10 protein-coding genes are annotated in these 15,892 nt (G+C 44.8%); 7 read left to right on the top strand and 3 right to left on the bottom strand.

What is annotated here, in order from left to right:
- The first annotated feature begins 259 nt into the window (after positions 1-259).
- Entirely contained in the window at positions 260-1,399 is a 1,140-nt protein-coding gene (locus AACV78_RS20115) for a fatty acid desaturase family protein (RefSeq protein ID WP_194010045.1), read from the top strand.
- 126 nt (positions 1,400-1,525) lie between these two features.
- Here AACV78_RS20115 and AACV78_RS20110 read toward each other — a convergent pair whose 3' ends face one another.
- Positions 1,526-3,229: a lipoxygenase family protein gene (locus AACV78_RS20110; RefSeq protein WP_194010044.1), complete on the bottom strand. Its 1,704-nt coding sequence runs from the start codon at positions 3,227-3,229 to the stop codon at positions 1,526-1,528.
- A gap of 328 nt (positions 3,230-3,557) precedes the next feature.
- Positions 3,558-4,691: an SAM-dependent methyltransferase gene (locus AACV78_RS20105; protein WP_194010043.1), complete on the bottom strand. Its 1,134-nt coding sequence runs from the start codon at positions 4,689-4,691 to the stop codon at positions 3,558-3,560.
- 488 nt (positions 4,692-5,179) lie between these two features.
- On the opposite strand from AACV78_RS20105, the gene AACV78_RS20100 reads away from it, so the two are divergent.
- The 3 genes from AACV78_RS20100 to AACV78_RS20090 all read left to right on the top strand — a co-directional run bounded on the left by AACV78_RS20100 (position 5,180) and on the right by AACV78_RS20090 (position 7,745).
- Positions 5,180-6,220 (top strand): adenylate/guanylate cyclase domain-containing protein, encoded by a 1,041-nt coding sequence (locus AACV78_RS20100; RefSeq protein WP_194010042.1) that lies wholly within the window; start codon positions 5,180-5,182, stop codon positions 6,218-6,220.
- 277 nt (positions 6,221-6,497) lie between these two features.
- A complete protein-coding gene (locus tag AACV78_RS20095) occupies positions 6,498-6,974 on the top strand; it encodes a GxxExxY protein (protein ID WP_194010041.1) in 477 nt (158 codons plus the stop codon).
- A 402-nt stretch (positions 6,975-7,376) separates the two neighbouring features.
- Positions 7,377-7,745 (top strand): hypothetical protein, encoded by a 369-nt coding sequence (locus AACV78_RS20090; RefSeq protein ID WP_194010040.1) that lies wholly within the window; start codon positions 7,377-7,379, stop codon positions 7,743-7,745.
- 105 nt (positions 7,746-7,850) lie between these two features.
- Here the strand turns inward: AACV78_RS20090 and fabG are convergent, their stop codons facing one another.
- On the bottom strand, positions 7,851-8,615 hold the full coding sequence (gene fabG, locus AACV78_RS20085; RefSeq protein WP_194010039.1) for a 3-oxoacyl-[acyl-carrier-protein] reductase: 765 nt from the start codon (positions 8,613-8,615) through the stop codon (positions 7,851-7,853).
- A 73-nt stretch (positions 8,616-8,688) separates the two neighbouring features.
- Here fabG and trxA point away from each other — a divergent pair, with 73 nt between their 5' ends.
- The 3 genes from trxA (at position 8,689) to AACV78_RS20070 (ending at position 15,843) form a co-directional block, all read left to right on the top strand.
- Positions 8,689-9,006 (top strand): thioredoxin, encoded by a 318-nt coding sequence (gene trxA / locus AACV78_RS20080; RefSeq protein ID WP_194010038.1) that lies wholly within the window; start codon positions 8,689-8,691, stop codon positions 9,004-9,006.
- A gap of 87 nt (positions 9,007-9,093) precedes the next feature.
- Positions 9,094-9,678, top strand: coding sequence for a hypothetical protein (locus AACV78_RS20075; protein ID WP_194010037.1), 585 nt, complete (start codon positions 9,094-9,096; stop codon positions 9,676-9,678).
- 822 nt (positions 9,679-10,500) lie between these two features.
- The gene (locus AACV78_RS20070; protein WP_339383735.1) at positions 10,501-15,843 is read left to right on the top strand and encodes a DNA/RNA non-specific endonuclease; all 5,343 of its coding nucleotides are present in this window, start codon (positions 10,501-10,503) and stop codon (positions 15,841-15,843) included.
- The last annotated feature ends 49 nt before the right edge of the window (positions 15,844-15,892 follow it).

Raw genomic sequence — 15,892 nt, 5'->3', positions numbered from 1 at the left:
ATTGTTGATTGTTGACTCGATTTTATTATTATTCCGATGCAACCGGAAACGATATTATTGGTTATTGGTTCAAAATCCGATAACTTATATATACCCTTATTTTCAATAAGCTCTTTGGCAAAGCGATCTCCGGCTTATTTCACAATAACATGAATTTTTTGCATAACAAACTTGCCTGTTGCTAACAATTCTGCAATATCTCAGATACAATTAAGTGTAGAAAGTTATTGAGTGACATCGAAATACTCTTATCCAAAACATGAAATCAGAAAAAAAACTCAATACTCTAGACAAGACTGAAACACTGACTTTAAGCGAAGAAACGCTAATTCACCACTCAATATATGTTAAAAAGTTGCGCCCGCTGCTGCCATCAGATGCCTTTGAACCAAATTCAAGCAAGTTAGGGATACTGCTGATAAATATCGCGATTTTATTGTTAGGATGGGGAATTGCTGCTAATCTCGATCGCTGGTCTGTCTATTTTTTATGGCTTTACTTACCTTTAGCCGTCGTCATGGGCAATAGTATCACAGTTTTGCTGTTTAGCTCCCACGACTTGATGCACGGCAGCGTTCAGAAAAAGTCTCGCCTGACTTATCCGATCGCCTTTTTTGGCCTAAGTATGCTGTTCATGCCGCCTACTCAGTGGAAAAATCTGCACAACCTCGTACACCACAACAACACCAATTCTGCTGCAGATCCCGATCGCAATTACCTGTCCCAGCAGCCCGACACCTGGGGAAAATGGATTCAAAATCTATTTGTACCGTCGGTGGAAGTCAATCCGCTGTGGTTAATTGTCGGGATGGCCGGTTCCTGGTTTGTACACAATTTCCGCAATCTCACCTCGATACTGTTATTCAACGATAAATCTGTCGATTACGTACCGGCTGCCTTTACAGTTAGTCCGAAAGATAGAAGAACCATCGCCTTTGAATGTCTGGGAATTGTCGGAATTCACCTGAGTATCTTGTTCTATCTAGAGTTTAACCCGATTAAAGTAGCTCTTGCCTACATTTTGCCGATCGCGATCGGTCATGCAGGCGCCATGTTCTACATCTTCACCAATCACATGGGCTGTCGGATGACCGAGATTAACGACCCGCTGATAAATAGTGCTTCGCTGCGGGTTCCTAAAATATTTGATTTGCTGCACTTAAATTTTTCTTACCACACAGAACATCACATTTTCCCCAGCATCAACTCAAACTATTATCCGATGGTGCAAGAATTGTTACAAATTCACTACCCCGGTCGGATGAATTTAATCGATGCTGGAGAAGCTTGGCGCTTGTTGATGCGAACACCGCGCCATTACAAAGATGAAGTCACCTTCACTGATTCTGCGGGTACAATGGCCGTGAATTGCTCGATTGTGGAAGACTATAAAAGCTGAGAATTCGCATTGGAGCCACATCTTGCACCCTGTTTAAGAACAGGCTTTCTAGCCTGTTCCACAAACAATGAATTGTATTTTGGGGAGTAGGGGTTGGGCGTCTCGCCCAACCCAAAAAATACACTTTTACATACTGATGCTATTGAGTACCAACGAAGGCTTGAGAGCAAAGTAAGGGATTACCCGTTTTTGATTGTTGGCATCAATCCTTTGTTCGGCCATATTCAAATTTTGTTGGAACTGGCTGGCTAAAAATTGGATCGGGGTTCCCGCAAAAACTTCGTCGAAGCTCATCCGGTAAAGTTCGCGGAAAGATTTATCGTAATAACCCAAACGGTCATATCGATAAGCTGACAAAATAAACATAATTTGCAGTTGGTCAGCCGCTCGTTTGTACGGAGGAAGCAACCCTAAAATATCCTTTTCCGTAATCACTTCTAGATTACCGGCAGCAGTAATTTTAGGAATGTCCCGGTAGGCTGCCAAGGGCATATTCGCAGCAAAACTCATGTATTCATACTGGGGAAAATTGACTGCTGAATGCTGCGGGCCACAGGTAAAAATTATAGTTGTGACAATTGCAATTAATTGTTCAACTGTGTTGATGTTGGCTGGCATTCCTTTGACTTTACCGCCTGTCTGAGAGGTTAATTCTTGGGCCCAGGTTTGCAGTTCCACATCTTGGGCGATCGCCCCCTCTGTCGGGTAAAAGAATTTGAGATAGCCCGATACAAAGGTTTCGATCGCATCCCAAAGCAGCAACCCATCATCTCGGTAAGGATAGTGAGGCAGTTGATTTGCGTCATCCATTCCCCGATTTTTCAGTTCGGCGGGCAAGGCAAATTCATCGAGACTCCACGTACTGCACGCCTCTCTAGCCAATTCCATTGTCTCTGCCAAGGTGCCGCCTAGCAATTCATCGACGGGCCCGCCGGGATTGATCAATCGAGAACGTGCCAGATCGTTGTTGGTCAACATAAAGCGAAAGTGCGGTTTCAGCAGCAGGCTGAGCGGGTGATTTTGAGCTAACTGTCGGGCGGTGACGATCGCAATTGGCTCCATAACCAAATGAGTTCGACCTAAATGCGAGCTCATTTCGTGGTGATTGGCATCTGCCACTTGCACGCAGAGTTTCGCAAACAGCCAATCGACAGGAGGATCTAATGGAGTGTAGACATGGCTGCCGGGGTTCGGATCTAGTTGGATAGCAATAGGTGTCATTTCACCGCGATCGCCGACTCCCGTCCACCGCCAAGCGAAAAAAGCCCGCGGTTTCGGCAAGTATTTTCTGCCTTTTTCATAGGTTCCGCCTCCAACGAGAGCAGGCGCGCGATAGTGCTGGTCAGTACCCGTATAATCGGCAATGTAAATGTTATTGTCCTGCAACTCTTGGCGCCGATCGAATAATGGGTGCAAAGTAGAAAGATCCGTCAGTGTTTGTGCCCGAGGATCGCTCGCATCTAAGAGGCGAAGTACCATCGGATTTGCTCCAGACAGGCGCTGTTCTGCAAAAGAGCGATCGGTTTGGTAAATTTTGGCAACTGCTGGTAGCGGCAGCCGAGTAAAAAAGTCTTCATAGTCTTGGAGTTCGTCGAGAGGATCGAGAAAAGTTCTCGAATCGGCTACCAGCATATTTGCTGGAAGTTCCGATGTTGCTAAGATCCGCTCTGCAAGATACTTGCTCGAAAAGTTCTCGACTGGTGGCACATCTTTCAATAATGCCAAAGGCGATAAACTCTCATAGTCAAACTGATAAGCTTGTTGCTGGCGATTCAAGTAATCTTGGCGCTGTTCTTGGTTCGGATCGTCTTGAGGAAGGGAAGGTTTCATATTGTTTGCCTGCTGTCTAAAAATAACCCTTTTTTAGTAGTCAAATATCAGATGCAACCGCTACAGATAAAGGATGGAGTTGAAGAACTCTTGCGTCCTTAGAATAAAACTTGATATATTGATTGTTCGCCGATCAAAAATTCTATTCCGGACTTTTTTCAACTATCACAAATTCCTCAAAAAAGAGCAACACTTCTCGATCGCCCTAAATCCACACAGGGCGGTTTCAGTCTCCTGATAAGTAGCTGGCAATCCAGAACCCAGACTTCTTAAAAAAGTCTAGGTTCTGGATGTTCAGTTTATTTGAGCTTTGTCTGCAGATGAGCGATTAGGCGCGAACCATTAAATATTGGCCGTTGCCGTTATATTCGCCGTCGCAACTCGCGAAATTAGCCACAAACCACATCAAGTAAAACCGCCAGATGCGGCGGAATTTGGCATAGTCGATGCCGTAGTCTAAATCTTTGACTGTTGCCTGAGAATCGTCAAAGTTTTTCAGCCAGTTAGCAAAGGTTTTGGAGTAATTGTATCCGTTGAGATACCAGCTTTTTATGGTTTTGAGGTCTTGGTTGTGGCTGGGCACGGCATCGTATTTCCAGTAACGGCCGTGGGGGAAAATGTATTTGTGGGTGAAAACGCTGGATATATTGTTGGGAGTGCGAACTGTGATGATGTGAATGAAAACTTTGCCGTTATCCTTCAGGAAAGATTCCAGCTTTTGGAAAGCTTTCCTTAAATTGCCTATATGCTCAAAAACTCCGATGGAGAGAATTGTGTCAAATTTGGTCTCGAAGTTGGCGTCGTTCAAATCGCCTTCATATAGGGTAAATCGACCGGAACTAAGGTAGCTTTCGGGGTCTTGCATCTTGTGCCGCATATACTCGCATTGGTGGTGGCTCAAGTTAATGCCGGTAAACTGGACATTGGGGAATTTGGAAAGAATGTAATTGGGAACGCAGCCCCAACCGCAGCCAAAGTCTAAAATATTGTCGCCATCTTGTATCTGTAGCTTTTCAATGACATCATCAATCATCTGCATTTGTGCTTGTTCGAGATTGGCGGCTCCTTTTTCCCACAACCCCATGCTGTATTTAGGATAAATGAGTTGGCCGTCACCTAACATCGGATTCAGCATGGCTTGAGGCAAGTCGTACTGAATTTTCATTAAATCTCGCGGGCCTTCGGCTGTATGCTCTGTTTCTTTGAGTACCCATTCGTAGGGTGCGAGGAGGGAGGGAAAATACTTAAAAAAGACGGGCATACAGGTATCAAAAAGACCTCGCAATACAGAATCAGGTACTTCTAAACCGTTGATATAAGACTCTGCTAGTGCCATTTGCACCGCGTTAACTGCACTGACTGCGAAGCGAGTTGCTCGGTAGGCGATCGGGCTTTTGGTGTGTACATCTCCCACGATAGGGATGTGTTTTTCGATGCTTTGTAGAACTGTTGATGAACTCATGTTTATACTGTTTTTAAAGATGCTGCTATTCTATCTCACAAAAATTTGCTGGTCGTTATAGGGTCAAAAACCTGAAACTATTACTAATTAAGGTTTTAATAACTAAAGCCTGCTAAAATATAAAAATATGTGGCTGAAAGGTCGGATTAGGCAACGAATTTATCAGCCTTTCAGCCCGCATCAAACTATTAAGAATAATTTAATTTTGTCAATAAAAGTAACGCTAGAAAACAGAACTCCCAACTCTGCGACTTCTTGAATAAGTTGGCGATCTAATAGCGATCGAGTGAGGCGATCGTTTTCTGAATGTCGCGTATCGGGCCTCAGTTTGGCGGTTGAGTTCGGAAAACGAGAGAAAATCCTGATACAGTTAAGAAATCAGGGCATATAGAACAGAGTTTGAAAAATTGGGTTGGCATCGCACCGGTTGATTGCGATCGCAGATTTGAGCGAGATTTCTCGCGCTATTCAGGTTGGAGATGCTACAGATGCCGCACATTCACTATCTGCCGGACGATCGCACGATCGAGATAGACGACGACGATATAATTCTCGAAGCTTCCCTCAGTGCCGGCATTCCCCACACCCACATCTGCGGCGGTAGCGCCCGGTGTTCGACTTGCCGCGTCTTGATTGTCGAAGGTTTGGAATTTTGCTCTCCGCGCACCTCGTCGGAAGAGGAACTTGCAAAAAAATTGCGTTTAGAGCCCGAAATTAGGCTAGCTTGTCAGACACAGGTGGCGGGCGGGAAGGTGATTTTGCGCCGATTGGCGATCGATTCTGAAGACTTGGAAGCATTTAACGACGAAATGGTCGGAAAGTTGATTTCTGCACCTGTGGGGCACGAGAAAAAAATTGCAATTTTGTTTGCTGATATTCGAGGGTTTACTGCGTTTGCAGAATCGCTGCTCCCCTACGACGTAATTTATATTTTAAATCGCTATTTCCAGAAAATGGGTTTTGTAATCAATAAGAATGGTGGGATGATTAATAATTATATGGGAGACGGTTTCATGGCGCTGTTTGGGTTAGAAAATCCCGAAAAGGCGGCGGAACAAGCAGTGAGGGCGGGAGTCGAGATGCTGGAGGAACTAGAGAAACTCAATCCCTATTTTGAGACTTTATACCGTCACCGATTGCGGATTGGGATTGGGATTCACTGCGGTTTGGCGGTTGTGGGGAATTTGGGGGCATCGAACAGTCAGACAGTTACGGCGATCGGAGATGCGGTGAATTTGGCCAGCAGGATCGAGGCTGCGAACAAGCAAGTGGGAACGAGTTTGTTGATTTCCCAGGAGACTTATCAGGAAGTCAAGAAATTGGCTATCGTCAATCAATGCCTATTAGTTGAAATTCCGGGAAAAAGCGGCGAATATCCGCTCTATGAAGTAGTCGGAATGCCGCCGCTGCCCGTAGAAATAGAAGAGATTTCTGAGGTAAGAAAAGTTTCAATTTGGCAAATTTTTGTAAATAAGTTACGGGCTTTATCTGCTGCGGTGTACAATTGGATTAGGAAAATTTGGAGTTAAAAGTCACGCACTACTTTTTCCCTGCGAGGGGACAATCAGCAACCAGCACGACACGGATGAACACGGATACACGGATGGTAGTCAACCTAGCCAATTAGCTAAACAGTCCGATCGCTCAACTTATCCGCGTATCCGTGTCAAAATCAGCGTTGCGATCTACATTATCACTGGTTGTGCAGTGCTTTCCAAGGAAAATTTTTTATTTATGGGTTAATTTTTTAGGTACTATGCCAAAATAAGGAAAAAAGCATCTGAACAATTGGATGGACATAAAAAAATGAGCGAAAAGATTAAGGCTCCACATGAAGACCTAACTTATCAGATCATAGGTGCAGGTATGGCCGTTCACAGACAGCTTGGACCTGGTTACAAAGAAGCAATTTATCAGAAAAAACTTGAAGAACAACTGACAAAAGAAGGAATCAGTTTTGAGCCACAAAAAAACCTTCCCGTTTACCACAACGAGCAATTACTTGGTTTGTACATCCCAGATTTTATTATTGAAAACAAAGTTATTCTGGAAATAAAAGCCTTCGCTACACTTCATAACAAGTATTTGGGACAAGTCATTACTTACCTGAATCACACAGCTTTACCAATTGGTTTATTAATGAATTTTGGTGACAGAAGACTGCTATCGCGACGTGTATTTCCCTCACCTCAAGCTACTGAGTTTCGCGACAACCATCAGTGGATATTTGTTCCTGACTGGCTGCAAGCTCAAAAACGAAGTCAAGAAGAGACTCCTTTTTAGAGCCAGATTGTGCTAATCAGTGGCAAATAGTAAGATGATTCGCTCTCTTGACTTTGTGGTGATCGGTTAATCTAATAGTTGATAATAGGTAATGGGTAATGCGTAAGCTGTTGCGGCATTTAAACTGTATGTTAAAAAACAATTCCCCCAATGAGTGGGGTGGGATTTTAACCCGTCCTGAATATACAATGTTTATTTGCGCGACAGCTTAATAGGTCACGAATCGATCGCCAATTACGTTTTTCCCCATTACCCCGTAGCCAAATATATATTTTTTCCCAAATATCCGAAAGAGCCGATGATTCAATTCATCCGTGTATCCGTGTTAAAATCCGTGTCGTGCTCTACCAATTTTTAAGAGACCGAGACATTTTTTGATCAATTATGCAACGGGTAGTCTATATGGATAATCTCTCCGATATTATCAAAAAAATCAAGAATAAACCTTCAGTGTATTTGGGCAAACCGTCAATTAGTTGTCTTCAGGCTTTTTTGTCTGGATATAATGTGGCACAGTACCAGCTTGGCTTACCTCTACAAGAAGAAAATATTCTAGATGGATTTCAAGATTGGATACAGAAAAAATTTAATATCGACTCATCTCAATCATGGGCGAATATAATTCTATTCTTTTCTCAAGATGAGAGAGATGCGCTCGATATTTTTTTTCAGCTATTTGAAGAATTTTGTCAAAGTAAGGTGCACAATGCACGCTCTACAACTGCAACTAACTCTTTAACTGGTTCCCAGGCAATCAATATCGCTAATTAAACTGCTCAAACAATTGCAAGTGAAACTCTGAGTTTAACTTCACAATTCAACCGCAGATATCCGCTTTCATCCGCGTGCATCTGCGGTTAAAAAAAATCCCCAAATCTAAGCCATCACCATTCCCCCATCCACATTAAAAACCTGCCCCGTAATATAAGCCGCCGCCGCATCCGCCGCCAAAAACTTCACCATCCCCGCAACTTCCTCAACTTCCCCGTATCTTCCCAGCGGAATGTACTTCAAAATCTCGTCAGATTTGACATCCTTTGTCATATCTGTAGTGATAAAACCCGGTGCAACCGCATTCACAGTAATCCCGCGACTCGCCAACTCCTTCGCCACAGTTTTAGTAAAACCAATTACCCCAGCCTTCGCCGCACTGTAATTAGCTTGTCCGGGATTGCCCATTTGTCCGGCCACCGAAGCAATATTAATAATTCGGCCGCTGCGCTGTTTCAGCATGATTTTACTCGCAGCTTTCGCGCACAAAAACACGCCGGTTAAATTCAAATCAATCACAGATTGCCAATCTTCCAGCTTCATCCGCAACAGCAAAGTATCGCGGGTGATGCCTGCATTGTTCACCAAAATGTCAATCCGCCCCCATTTTTCCATGACTTTACTGATGAGTGAATCCACTTGGTCAGTTTTGGAGACATCTGCTGCAAGGGCGATCGCTTCTCCGCCAGCAACGTCAATTTCTGCGACAACCTCATCAGCAGCAGCGCTGGAACTGGCATAGTTGACGGCGACTTTAGCGCCCTCTGCGGCTAGGGCTAAAGCAACGGCGCGGCCGATTCCCCGCGATGCACCGGTGACGAGTGCAACTTGACCCCGCAATCTCTGATATGTCTCTGGCAATAATTCCATAATTGTATCCTCGCAATCTACCAGAGAATTTTGCACTAAAATCGAGCCAGAACCAAAAAAATTATTTTGTCCTATGGCAGTTCAAAAACAGTTCAGCAGTTTTGAGGAGTTACTATCGGGCTCCGATTTGCCCGTGTTGGTAGATTTTTACGCTACTTGGTGCGGGCCTTGTCAGATGATGGCACCGATTTTGGAGCAAGTCAGCGGTCAGACGAAAGACAAGTTGATGGTGGTCAAAATCGATACGGATAAGTACGAACAGTTGGCATCGCAGCATCACATTTATGCTTTGCCGACTTTGGTACTGTTCAAAAATGGTGCTGAGGTCGATCGAATTGAGGGAGTGATGCAAGCGGCGCAGTTGATCGATCGACTGCAACCTCACTTGTAACCACAGCCAATTATCTCACACCTAGGGTGCGTCAACTAATATCTGATTAATTATGAATAAGATAATCCTAGTTGACGCACCTTACTCATGAAAACTCCCAGCCACGCAATTATCAATCTCGCCATTCTCGGTAGAACCCAGCATTCTGAGTTGAATTTACTCATCGTTACGGGCGGAATTTTACCCGACATTCCGATATTTTTATTTTACTTTTGGGCGAAATACATTGCTCGTTTGCCGGAAGCTACAATTTGGTCAAAAGCATATTACGAGCCTTTTGTCCAGAATATTGTGGCGCTGTTTCATTCAATTCCCCTAGCGGTTATTGGTTGGCTAATTGCTTATTACTTCGGCTGGCAAAGCGTGCAAATTCTGTTTCTCAGCATGATACTGCACTCTCTGGGAGATTTGCCAGTCCACAACGACGACGCTCACCGACACTTTTTTCCGTTCAGCAATTACCGTTTTATCAGTCCGATTTCGTATTGGGATAGAAAGCACTACGGGTCAATTGTTTCTGTGGTGGAAATGCTGTTAGTGCTGCTGTCTAGTTTCCGCGTTTTTGGTTTTGTTCACTCTTATATTGGGAAAGCATTGTTGATTTTGGTGAACGGTTTTTACTTAATTGGAGCCGCGTCTTTTTACATTCGTTCTTTAGTTTCTAGTTCTTAACTATGCTGCAATTGCTTACTTAGATCGAATCCGGTAACATCGTCCTGTATTCATCTCTGTATTCTCTCTCTGTGCCCTCTGCGCTCTCTGCGGTTAAATCATAACGATATTACGGGACGATCGAGATTGTATTTGCCTAATTAAGGGCGATCGTACCAGGCATCTCAAACACCATGTAAACTTTTATAACAAAAATCCACATTTCTGCCTCAACAGCTTGACAGAAACAATTTTATTATGGTGAGATACTAAGAATCACAAGTTACTGTATCGCTTGTTCGCATCTTATGAAATTTTCCAATAAATCTCCCTTCAACAGTCAAGAGCCGTTCCCTATTGGCGAAACGACCTTAATACCAGAATTCGACCTAAATACCGCAAACTTACTCAATTCTCAAGCCCTTAGCAGCCCTACCCCAGAACCAGCACTCCCCGAACTTCCAGACAGTTTTAACAATAACCCCGCAGACACCGCAATCCTCTCCAAATCCATCAATTTTAGCCCCAAATTAAAGAATTTCAGTTTTACCCCCCCCCGTAAAAAAATCGCCTGAGTTCGACAATCTCACTGGCGAACCTGCCAACGAAAGACAAATCGACTACTTCGGTAAAGAGCCTATTTTTGCGGAAAGACGCGCATCTCAACTCGCTCCAACTGCCGCCAATCCCAAAAAGCCTCCACTGATTGAAAGTGCCGAAGTCAAATTCAAAGACGCAAACAATCAACCTTTTGAGAACAATCTACCAGTTTTGTTTCTGACGGGGAGCAACGTTTTAGCAGACAACTTTGGCGACCCAAAAGGTAGCCAATTCAGCGATTTAGTGGTAAAATTTTATGTGGGCAGCCAAGCTTATGAAGGCACAATATTAACTAACCTCAGTAGCGAATTAGCAGACAATCAATTTGAAGTAGCCGTCAGAGTTCCCGACACCGTACCCTTGGGCGATTCCCGGATCGTCCTGGGCCGCAAACAGAACGAAAAAGTCAGTTCAAATCCGGCAGAACTAGCGACAGAAGTTCTCTACAACAGCAATTCCTACCGACTGGAAAGCACTACAGAATACGTGTTTGCAGCGCAGTGGACGGCAGATAAAATTGCTGTCCTCAACGCTTCTAATCCAGAATCTGTCGTGGCGACAACTAGCAGCAGCGACTTGCTAATTGGTAACATTGCTGTAGGTACGGACGATCGGCTAGATAGAGCCAGAGATTTGACTGTAACTAGCGACGGTTCTCGCGTGTACGTACCCCTGGAAGCTTCCGGTAGAGTCGCTTTGGTCGATCCGATAACCCGCCAGCAGGTAGATACCAAAGCGGATGTAGCTGGCTTAAACCCGATCGACTTGCCTAGCGGTGCATCCCCTCGTTCTATTGTACTTGATTCCCGCGACCAATACGCTTACATTGCTGACGGCAAAGCTGGCGGCAATTCCATCTACGTTCTCGATATCAACCCGTTCTCCTCCAAGTATCACCAAGTTACCCAAACTATTACAGTTGGTGCAGCACCTAGCGGTTTGCGACAGATGGCAATTAGCAGCGACGGAAAGAAGCTATTTGTTACCGCACCGAACGGTTTGAACAGCCAGATTTACGTTGTAAATATTGACCCCAAAGACCGACCCCGCGACCCCAGTCAGAACCCTCAAAAGTGGAATCAATTAATCGGATCTGTAACAGCAGATGAAGGCGTAGAAGGCGTAGCTTCTACCGTCGATCCGCTGAAGATGACGTTCACAAACAGCGGGAAAGATAGCAAAGGATTTGGGGTACTAGATATTACTAATAATGACCCGGTAAGTTTTGCTGCTACTACTCGCTATACAAATTTAGGGTTGGGTTCCGACTTTGATTACTTTGATGTGAATGAGGGAGTTTCGGTAACGGTTTTACCGGATGCTAGTTATGCGTTTGTTGTGGGTCGCAATAACGATCCGAAATTTTTCGGTCAGGAAATACCCAGCGTAGATGGAGACCCGCGGGCCGGGAGCAATATCGGCATTATCAAAGACCCGCTGACTAATCCGCAATTAGTAGCAGCAACTCGACCAATTCCCGACGGATTGACTACTGATTTAGTGCTTTCTAGTGACAGCAAGTACCTCTATGCTTCCTATCCCAATTTGAGCGGTGCGAATGGCAAGGTGTATGTTTTTGACACTGAAGAATTCGTCAAAACAGTGACAAACCCCGCTCAATTTCAAATTGATGCTAAAGGTCGGGGTGTCGGGCTGCCTTTGTTCGACAGCACTACAGCACGAAATGCTACGGTTGCTGACCTTTCCACAGTGCCAATTGATAATATTAACCCAGCGGTTAGTCTTGCTGCTGACTTCCAGATTCTGATTGATGCAAACAACCAGTATACTTACGGCGTGCCACCTGGTAGCAAGCGAGCTCCCGTTGCTGCGACTAACTCTCGCGGTTTGGCGGCGACACCGCTGGATTGGTTGGATTTAACTGGGCCAGGGGATAGTTCAAATGACCTGACTCCTACTTTTGAATGGGAATTTGACGAATTGCCGAGTGAAAATGTAAAAGAAGTTAACCTGTTCCTCAGCGTCTTCGATGAAGGTGAAGGACTGCTGCCGTGGGATGAAGTTGTCGATTTACCAGAGCCGAATGGCAACGAATTTCTTTTCAATCAAGGATTGAGCAAACCAGAACAGTTGGATTTACTGACAAAACCTTGGAATACTTCTTTTTACCGCAGCCAAGAGAACGACTTCAACCCCAACCGAATTCTGACAGCAACTTGGCAAAGAGGTGATGACGGCATTGGCAAGTGGACTTTGGATGGCGGTCAAACATTTATTGAAGGTACAAATACCAGCTTCACGCTACCTGACAACCTCACTTTGACAGCGGGTCAGGAGTACAATTGGGCTGTTGAAGCTTGGAATAAAAATGGCAGCCGGAACATAGAGTTTGGCGATTTCTGGACGACATTAAGCGATCCCAATGATGATGACGATACCTTCCCCAGCGTAACTGTGCTGACTCATGGCTTCAAGCCTCCCTTTAGTGCTCCCTTTTTTGATAACCCTGGAATTCCTTCAGAGTTTTACCAACTGGGCAATAGTATTGCCAATGCAGGTGCTGAGGACAACGGTTTGATGATGAGGTACGACCTCGCTACTGGTTATTGGGTTCCTGTCAACAAATATGGAGCGGTTGCGCCAGATTTCCCAGCAGGTGAGAATCCAGAAAATGACGCCGACTATCTCACCAAGTTGGAGAGTTACATAGCTCCATACCTTGACAACAATCAACCGTTAGTGCTGCTGAATGACTGGTCGAATAATAATGAATCGGCAGCTCCTGATTCAGGTTTTAGCGAAGCAGTGGCAGATACTTTCTTTGCTTCCCTCGTGCAGTTAGACCAACTGTTTATCGATGAAAACAGCACGGCAAAACAAGGAGCCATTTTCAATTCACCGCTGCATTTTGTTGGTTTCAGTCGGGGAACAGTTGTTAACAGCGAAATTATTCAGCGTTTGGGGACTCATTTTCCTGAAGCGGGTGGAAAAGAAAACTCTGATGTTCGCGACCTTCAGATGACAACTTTAGACCCCCATGATTTCGACCAACCGGGGCTAAATGTGGTGACAGATAATTTCGGCGATTTCCGCGAACCGAAGGTTCAGGTGTGGAAAAATGTCACTTTTGCGGATAATTACTATCAGACAGTACCGGATTTATCAGGAGGTACGGTTTCGCCTGCGGGTCGGGATATTCCGAATCTTCCGTCTACTGAGGATGGAAAAACAGCTCCCGGACTTCAGTTTCCGCGAGAAGGTTGGAGGTCAGAAAATCCCGATCCAGATGCTCCGCTGTTAGGAGAACCGGATTTGTCGGTTTTCCTGGGAACCAATAGCAATAACCCAGATTATAATGACAGCCGTGCTGGGTTTACCAAGGAAACAGATCCTACTGTTGGTATTGCCGGCAGGGGAGCCGTACACGGACGTGTTTTGAGTTGGTATGGAGGAACATCTGACTTGTTTCCAATTAACTTCCCCTTCGATGAAGACTTAGATGTTAATCCTATTTTCCGCCGGCGGGGCGACGGGTATCGCGAACCTTTGTTCGATCAAGACTTTTCATTTGGCGGTACTGTTTTGACAGACCCGGCTCGCGTTAGCCCTTGGTATACGCCGGAAGAGCGTTTTGAACACGGTGTTGATGCTGCTCCTTGGGAGGGAATTGGTACGGGGTGGTTTTATTCGGTTTTGGGTGGCGGTTCGGAGTTGCGGCCCCAAACGAATGTAGAGCGTATCCCGGTTGATTTTGACAACACTTATGATGCCAGGATGCGGGGGGATTTTGCAGTTCCTACTTTATTTAACGGCAATTTTGATGCGGTTTTCAATCCGCAGGGACTGAATCGAACTATCTTTTCTGATGTGATTCCTGGTTGGTCTTTGCATAATGGTGAAGCGTCACCGAGTGTAACTACAAGCAATCTCGTTGATGTGAATCAGCTATCTGCAACAGATGCTCCAGCTTTGCACGCAGAACTGGATAGGATAGGAGTCGATCGAACTCAACCAAATTATGCTCTGAAGTTAGAATCAGATCAAAGCATTACCCACAACCGTTTTGTGGTACCTGAGTCTGGAACTCTGCGATTTAATCTTCACGTACCTAATCCCAGTGGCGGTCAACTCAAAGTTTCTATCAAAGGAACCGACTCAACTGCTGAGGAGTGGCAGGATTTAACCCCGATCGAACTGACGAGGGCTGCCGATCCTAATACATTAATTAACCCATTAGATCCGAATTCTCTTGCCCGTCCTAATGCGGTTGGTTACTACGATTATAATGTTCTAGGGTACAGAGATCCCTACACCAACAATCTAGCTTACGCCGAACAAGGATTTGAGACATTTCATTTGGAAATACCAGATAATCTACGCAACAAACCTGCTTTGTTGCAGTTTAAGGTAGAAGGCGACAGTCAAGTTTATCTGGATGACGTTTTCTTTAAGAGCGTTCATCTCAAGTTAGGGAATCCTACTTTTGCTCGACCTTCAGAAGACACTCACCAAGAAAATTTCTTGATTGAAAAGCCACAGTATTCGTTGTCTTACAACGATGCCACCAAGGGGCCTAATTGGGTGAGTTGGCAGTTAAACAAGTCCTGGTTGGGTGATGTAAGACGCCGACGTAGAACCGGAGACCCTCCCAACACTCCATACGTAGAGCAAATTCCTCGTCAATATGGAAGTAGGTTTCCCGTTGGCTTCGATGATAATTTTCCTAATTATCCTAATGGAGTTAACCCAGTTGATGGGACATTCAGTCCTTACGCTCAAAATGGTAATCCTAGAGGTTATCCGTGGGTTGCAGACCAATCGCTCCCCGCAGATTGGGTTAAAACTCAAGGAGCTGACTATCAAAACAACAACAACACTCGTGCTTTTCGAGAGAGACTGTTCGATCGAGGCCACATGACACCATTCAATGACCGCACGAGAACCTTCAAAGATGCCTTATCCACTTACTTAACAACTAATTTGCTTCCACAACAAGCTCAAGTAAATCGAGTACCTTGGGAAGATATCGAAGACGATAGCAATAGGTTTGTCAACGGCAACAACGCAGAGCTTTACATCATTGCTGGTGGAGCTAGTTACGATCTCAATCGAGAAGATCCAGGCCAACCTCGAACAAACGATCCATTTCCCAATCATCCCGATCCGCTTCCAGGAGTAGTAAGAAACTTAGTTGTGAGACGGCGAGACAATAATGGGAATTGGGTTTACAGCAGAGATTCTCTGGGTAGAATCTTGACTCAAAATGGTGGTAATATTGGAACTAACCGGGAGTGGATTGTCAATCCTAAACGCATTGGAATTCCTGATTACACCTGGAAGATTATCGTTCCTTTGCAGCCCGGTCAGGGACTGGCAGATATTACGACAGAAACTCAAATCATTTCTGTTATCATGCCAAATGTAGACCCCCGCACTTTAGAGAACAATCAATTTCAGCTTCCCAACGGAACAATTGTGAACTTAAATAATCCTAATGTATGGGAAGACTATGCAGTCACAGTTGATGATGTGGAAGCGCTAACAGGTTATGACTTTTTGTCAGAGCTTCCAGAAGAAATTCAGGATGCTATCGAGCAACGTCGAAATCAAAATTTCATCGTATAACAGGCGGCTTTCGAGCGATAAGCTAATGGACATTTAATTTGCTTAGTTT

This window comes from Tychonema sp. LEGE 07196 (assembly GCF_963890365.1).
GTDB lineage: Bacteria > Cyanobacteriota > Cyanobacteriia > Cyanobacteriales > Microcoleaceae > Microcoleus.
Note: the sequence above shows the minus strand (reverse complement) of the source record. Positions and strands in the feature narration are given on the sequence as shown.

Excerpts from the sequence above, each read along its gene's own strand:
- AACV78_RS20115 (WP_194010045.1), top strand. The coding sequence starts at position 260 with ATGAAATCAGAAAAAAAACTCAATACTCTAGACAAGACTGAAACACTG.
- AACV78_RS20110 (WP_194010044.1), bottom strand. The coding sequence starts at position 3,229 with ATGAAACCTTCCCTTCCTCAAGACGATCCGAACCAAGAACAGCGCCAA.
- AACV78_RS20105 (WP_194010043.1), bottom strand. The coding sequence starts at position 4,691 with ATGAGTTCATCAACAGTTCTACAAAGCATCGAAAAACACATCCCTATC.
- AACV78_RS20100 (WP_194010042.1), top strand. The coding sequence starts at position 5,180 with ATGCCGCACATTCACTATCTGCCGGACGATCGCACGATCGAGATAGAC.
- AACV78_RS20095 (WP_194010041.1), top strand. The coding sequence starts at position 6,498 with ATGAGCGAAAAGATTAAGGCTCCACATGAAGACCTAACTTATCAGATC.
- AACV78_RS20090 (WP_194010040.1), top strand. The coding sequence starts at position 7,377 with ATGGATAATCTCTCCGATATTATCAAAAAAATCAAGAATAAACCTTCA.
- fabG (WP_194010039.1), bottom strand. The coding sequence starts at position 8,615 with ATGGAATTATTGCCAGAGACATATCAGAGATTGCGGGGTCAAGTTGCA.
- trxA (WP_194010038.1), top strand. The coding sequence starts at position 8,689 with ATGGCAGTTCAAAAACAGTTCAGCAGTTTTGAGGAGTTACTATCGGGC.
- AACV78_RS20075 (WP_194010037.1), top strand. The coding sequence starts at position 9,094 with ATGAAAACTCCCAGCCACGCAATTATCAATCTCGCCATTCTCGGTAGA.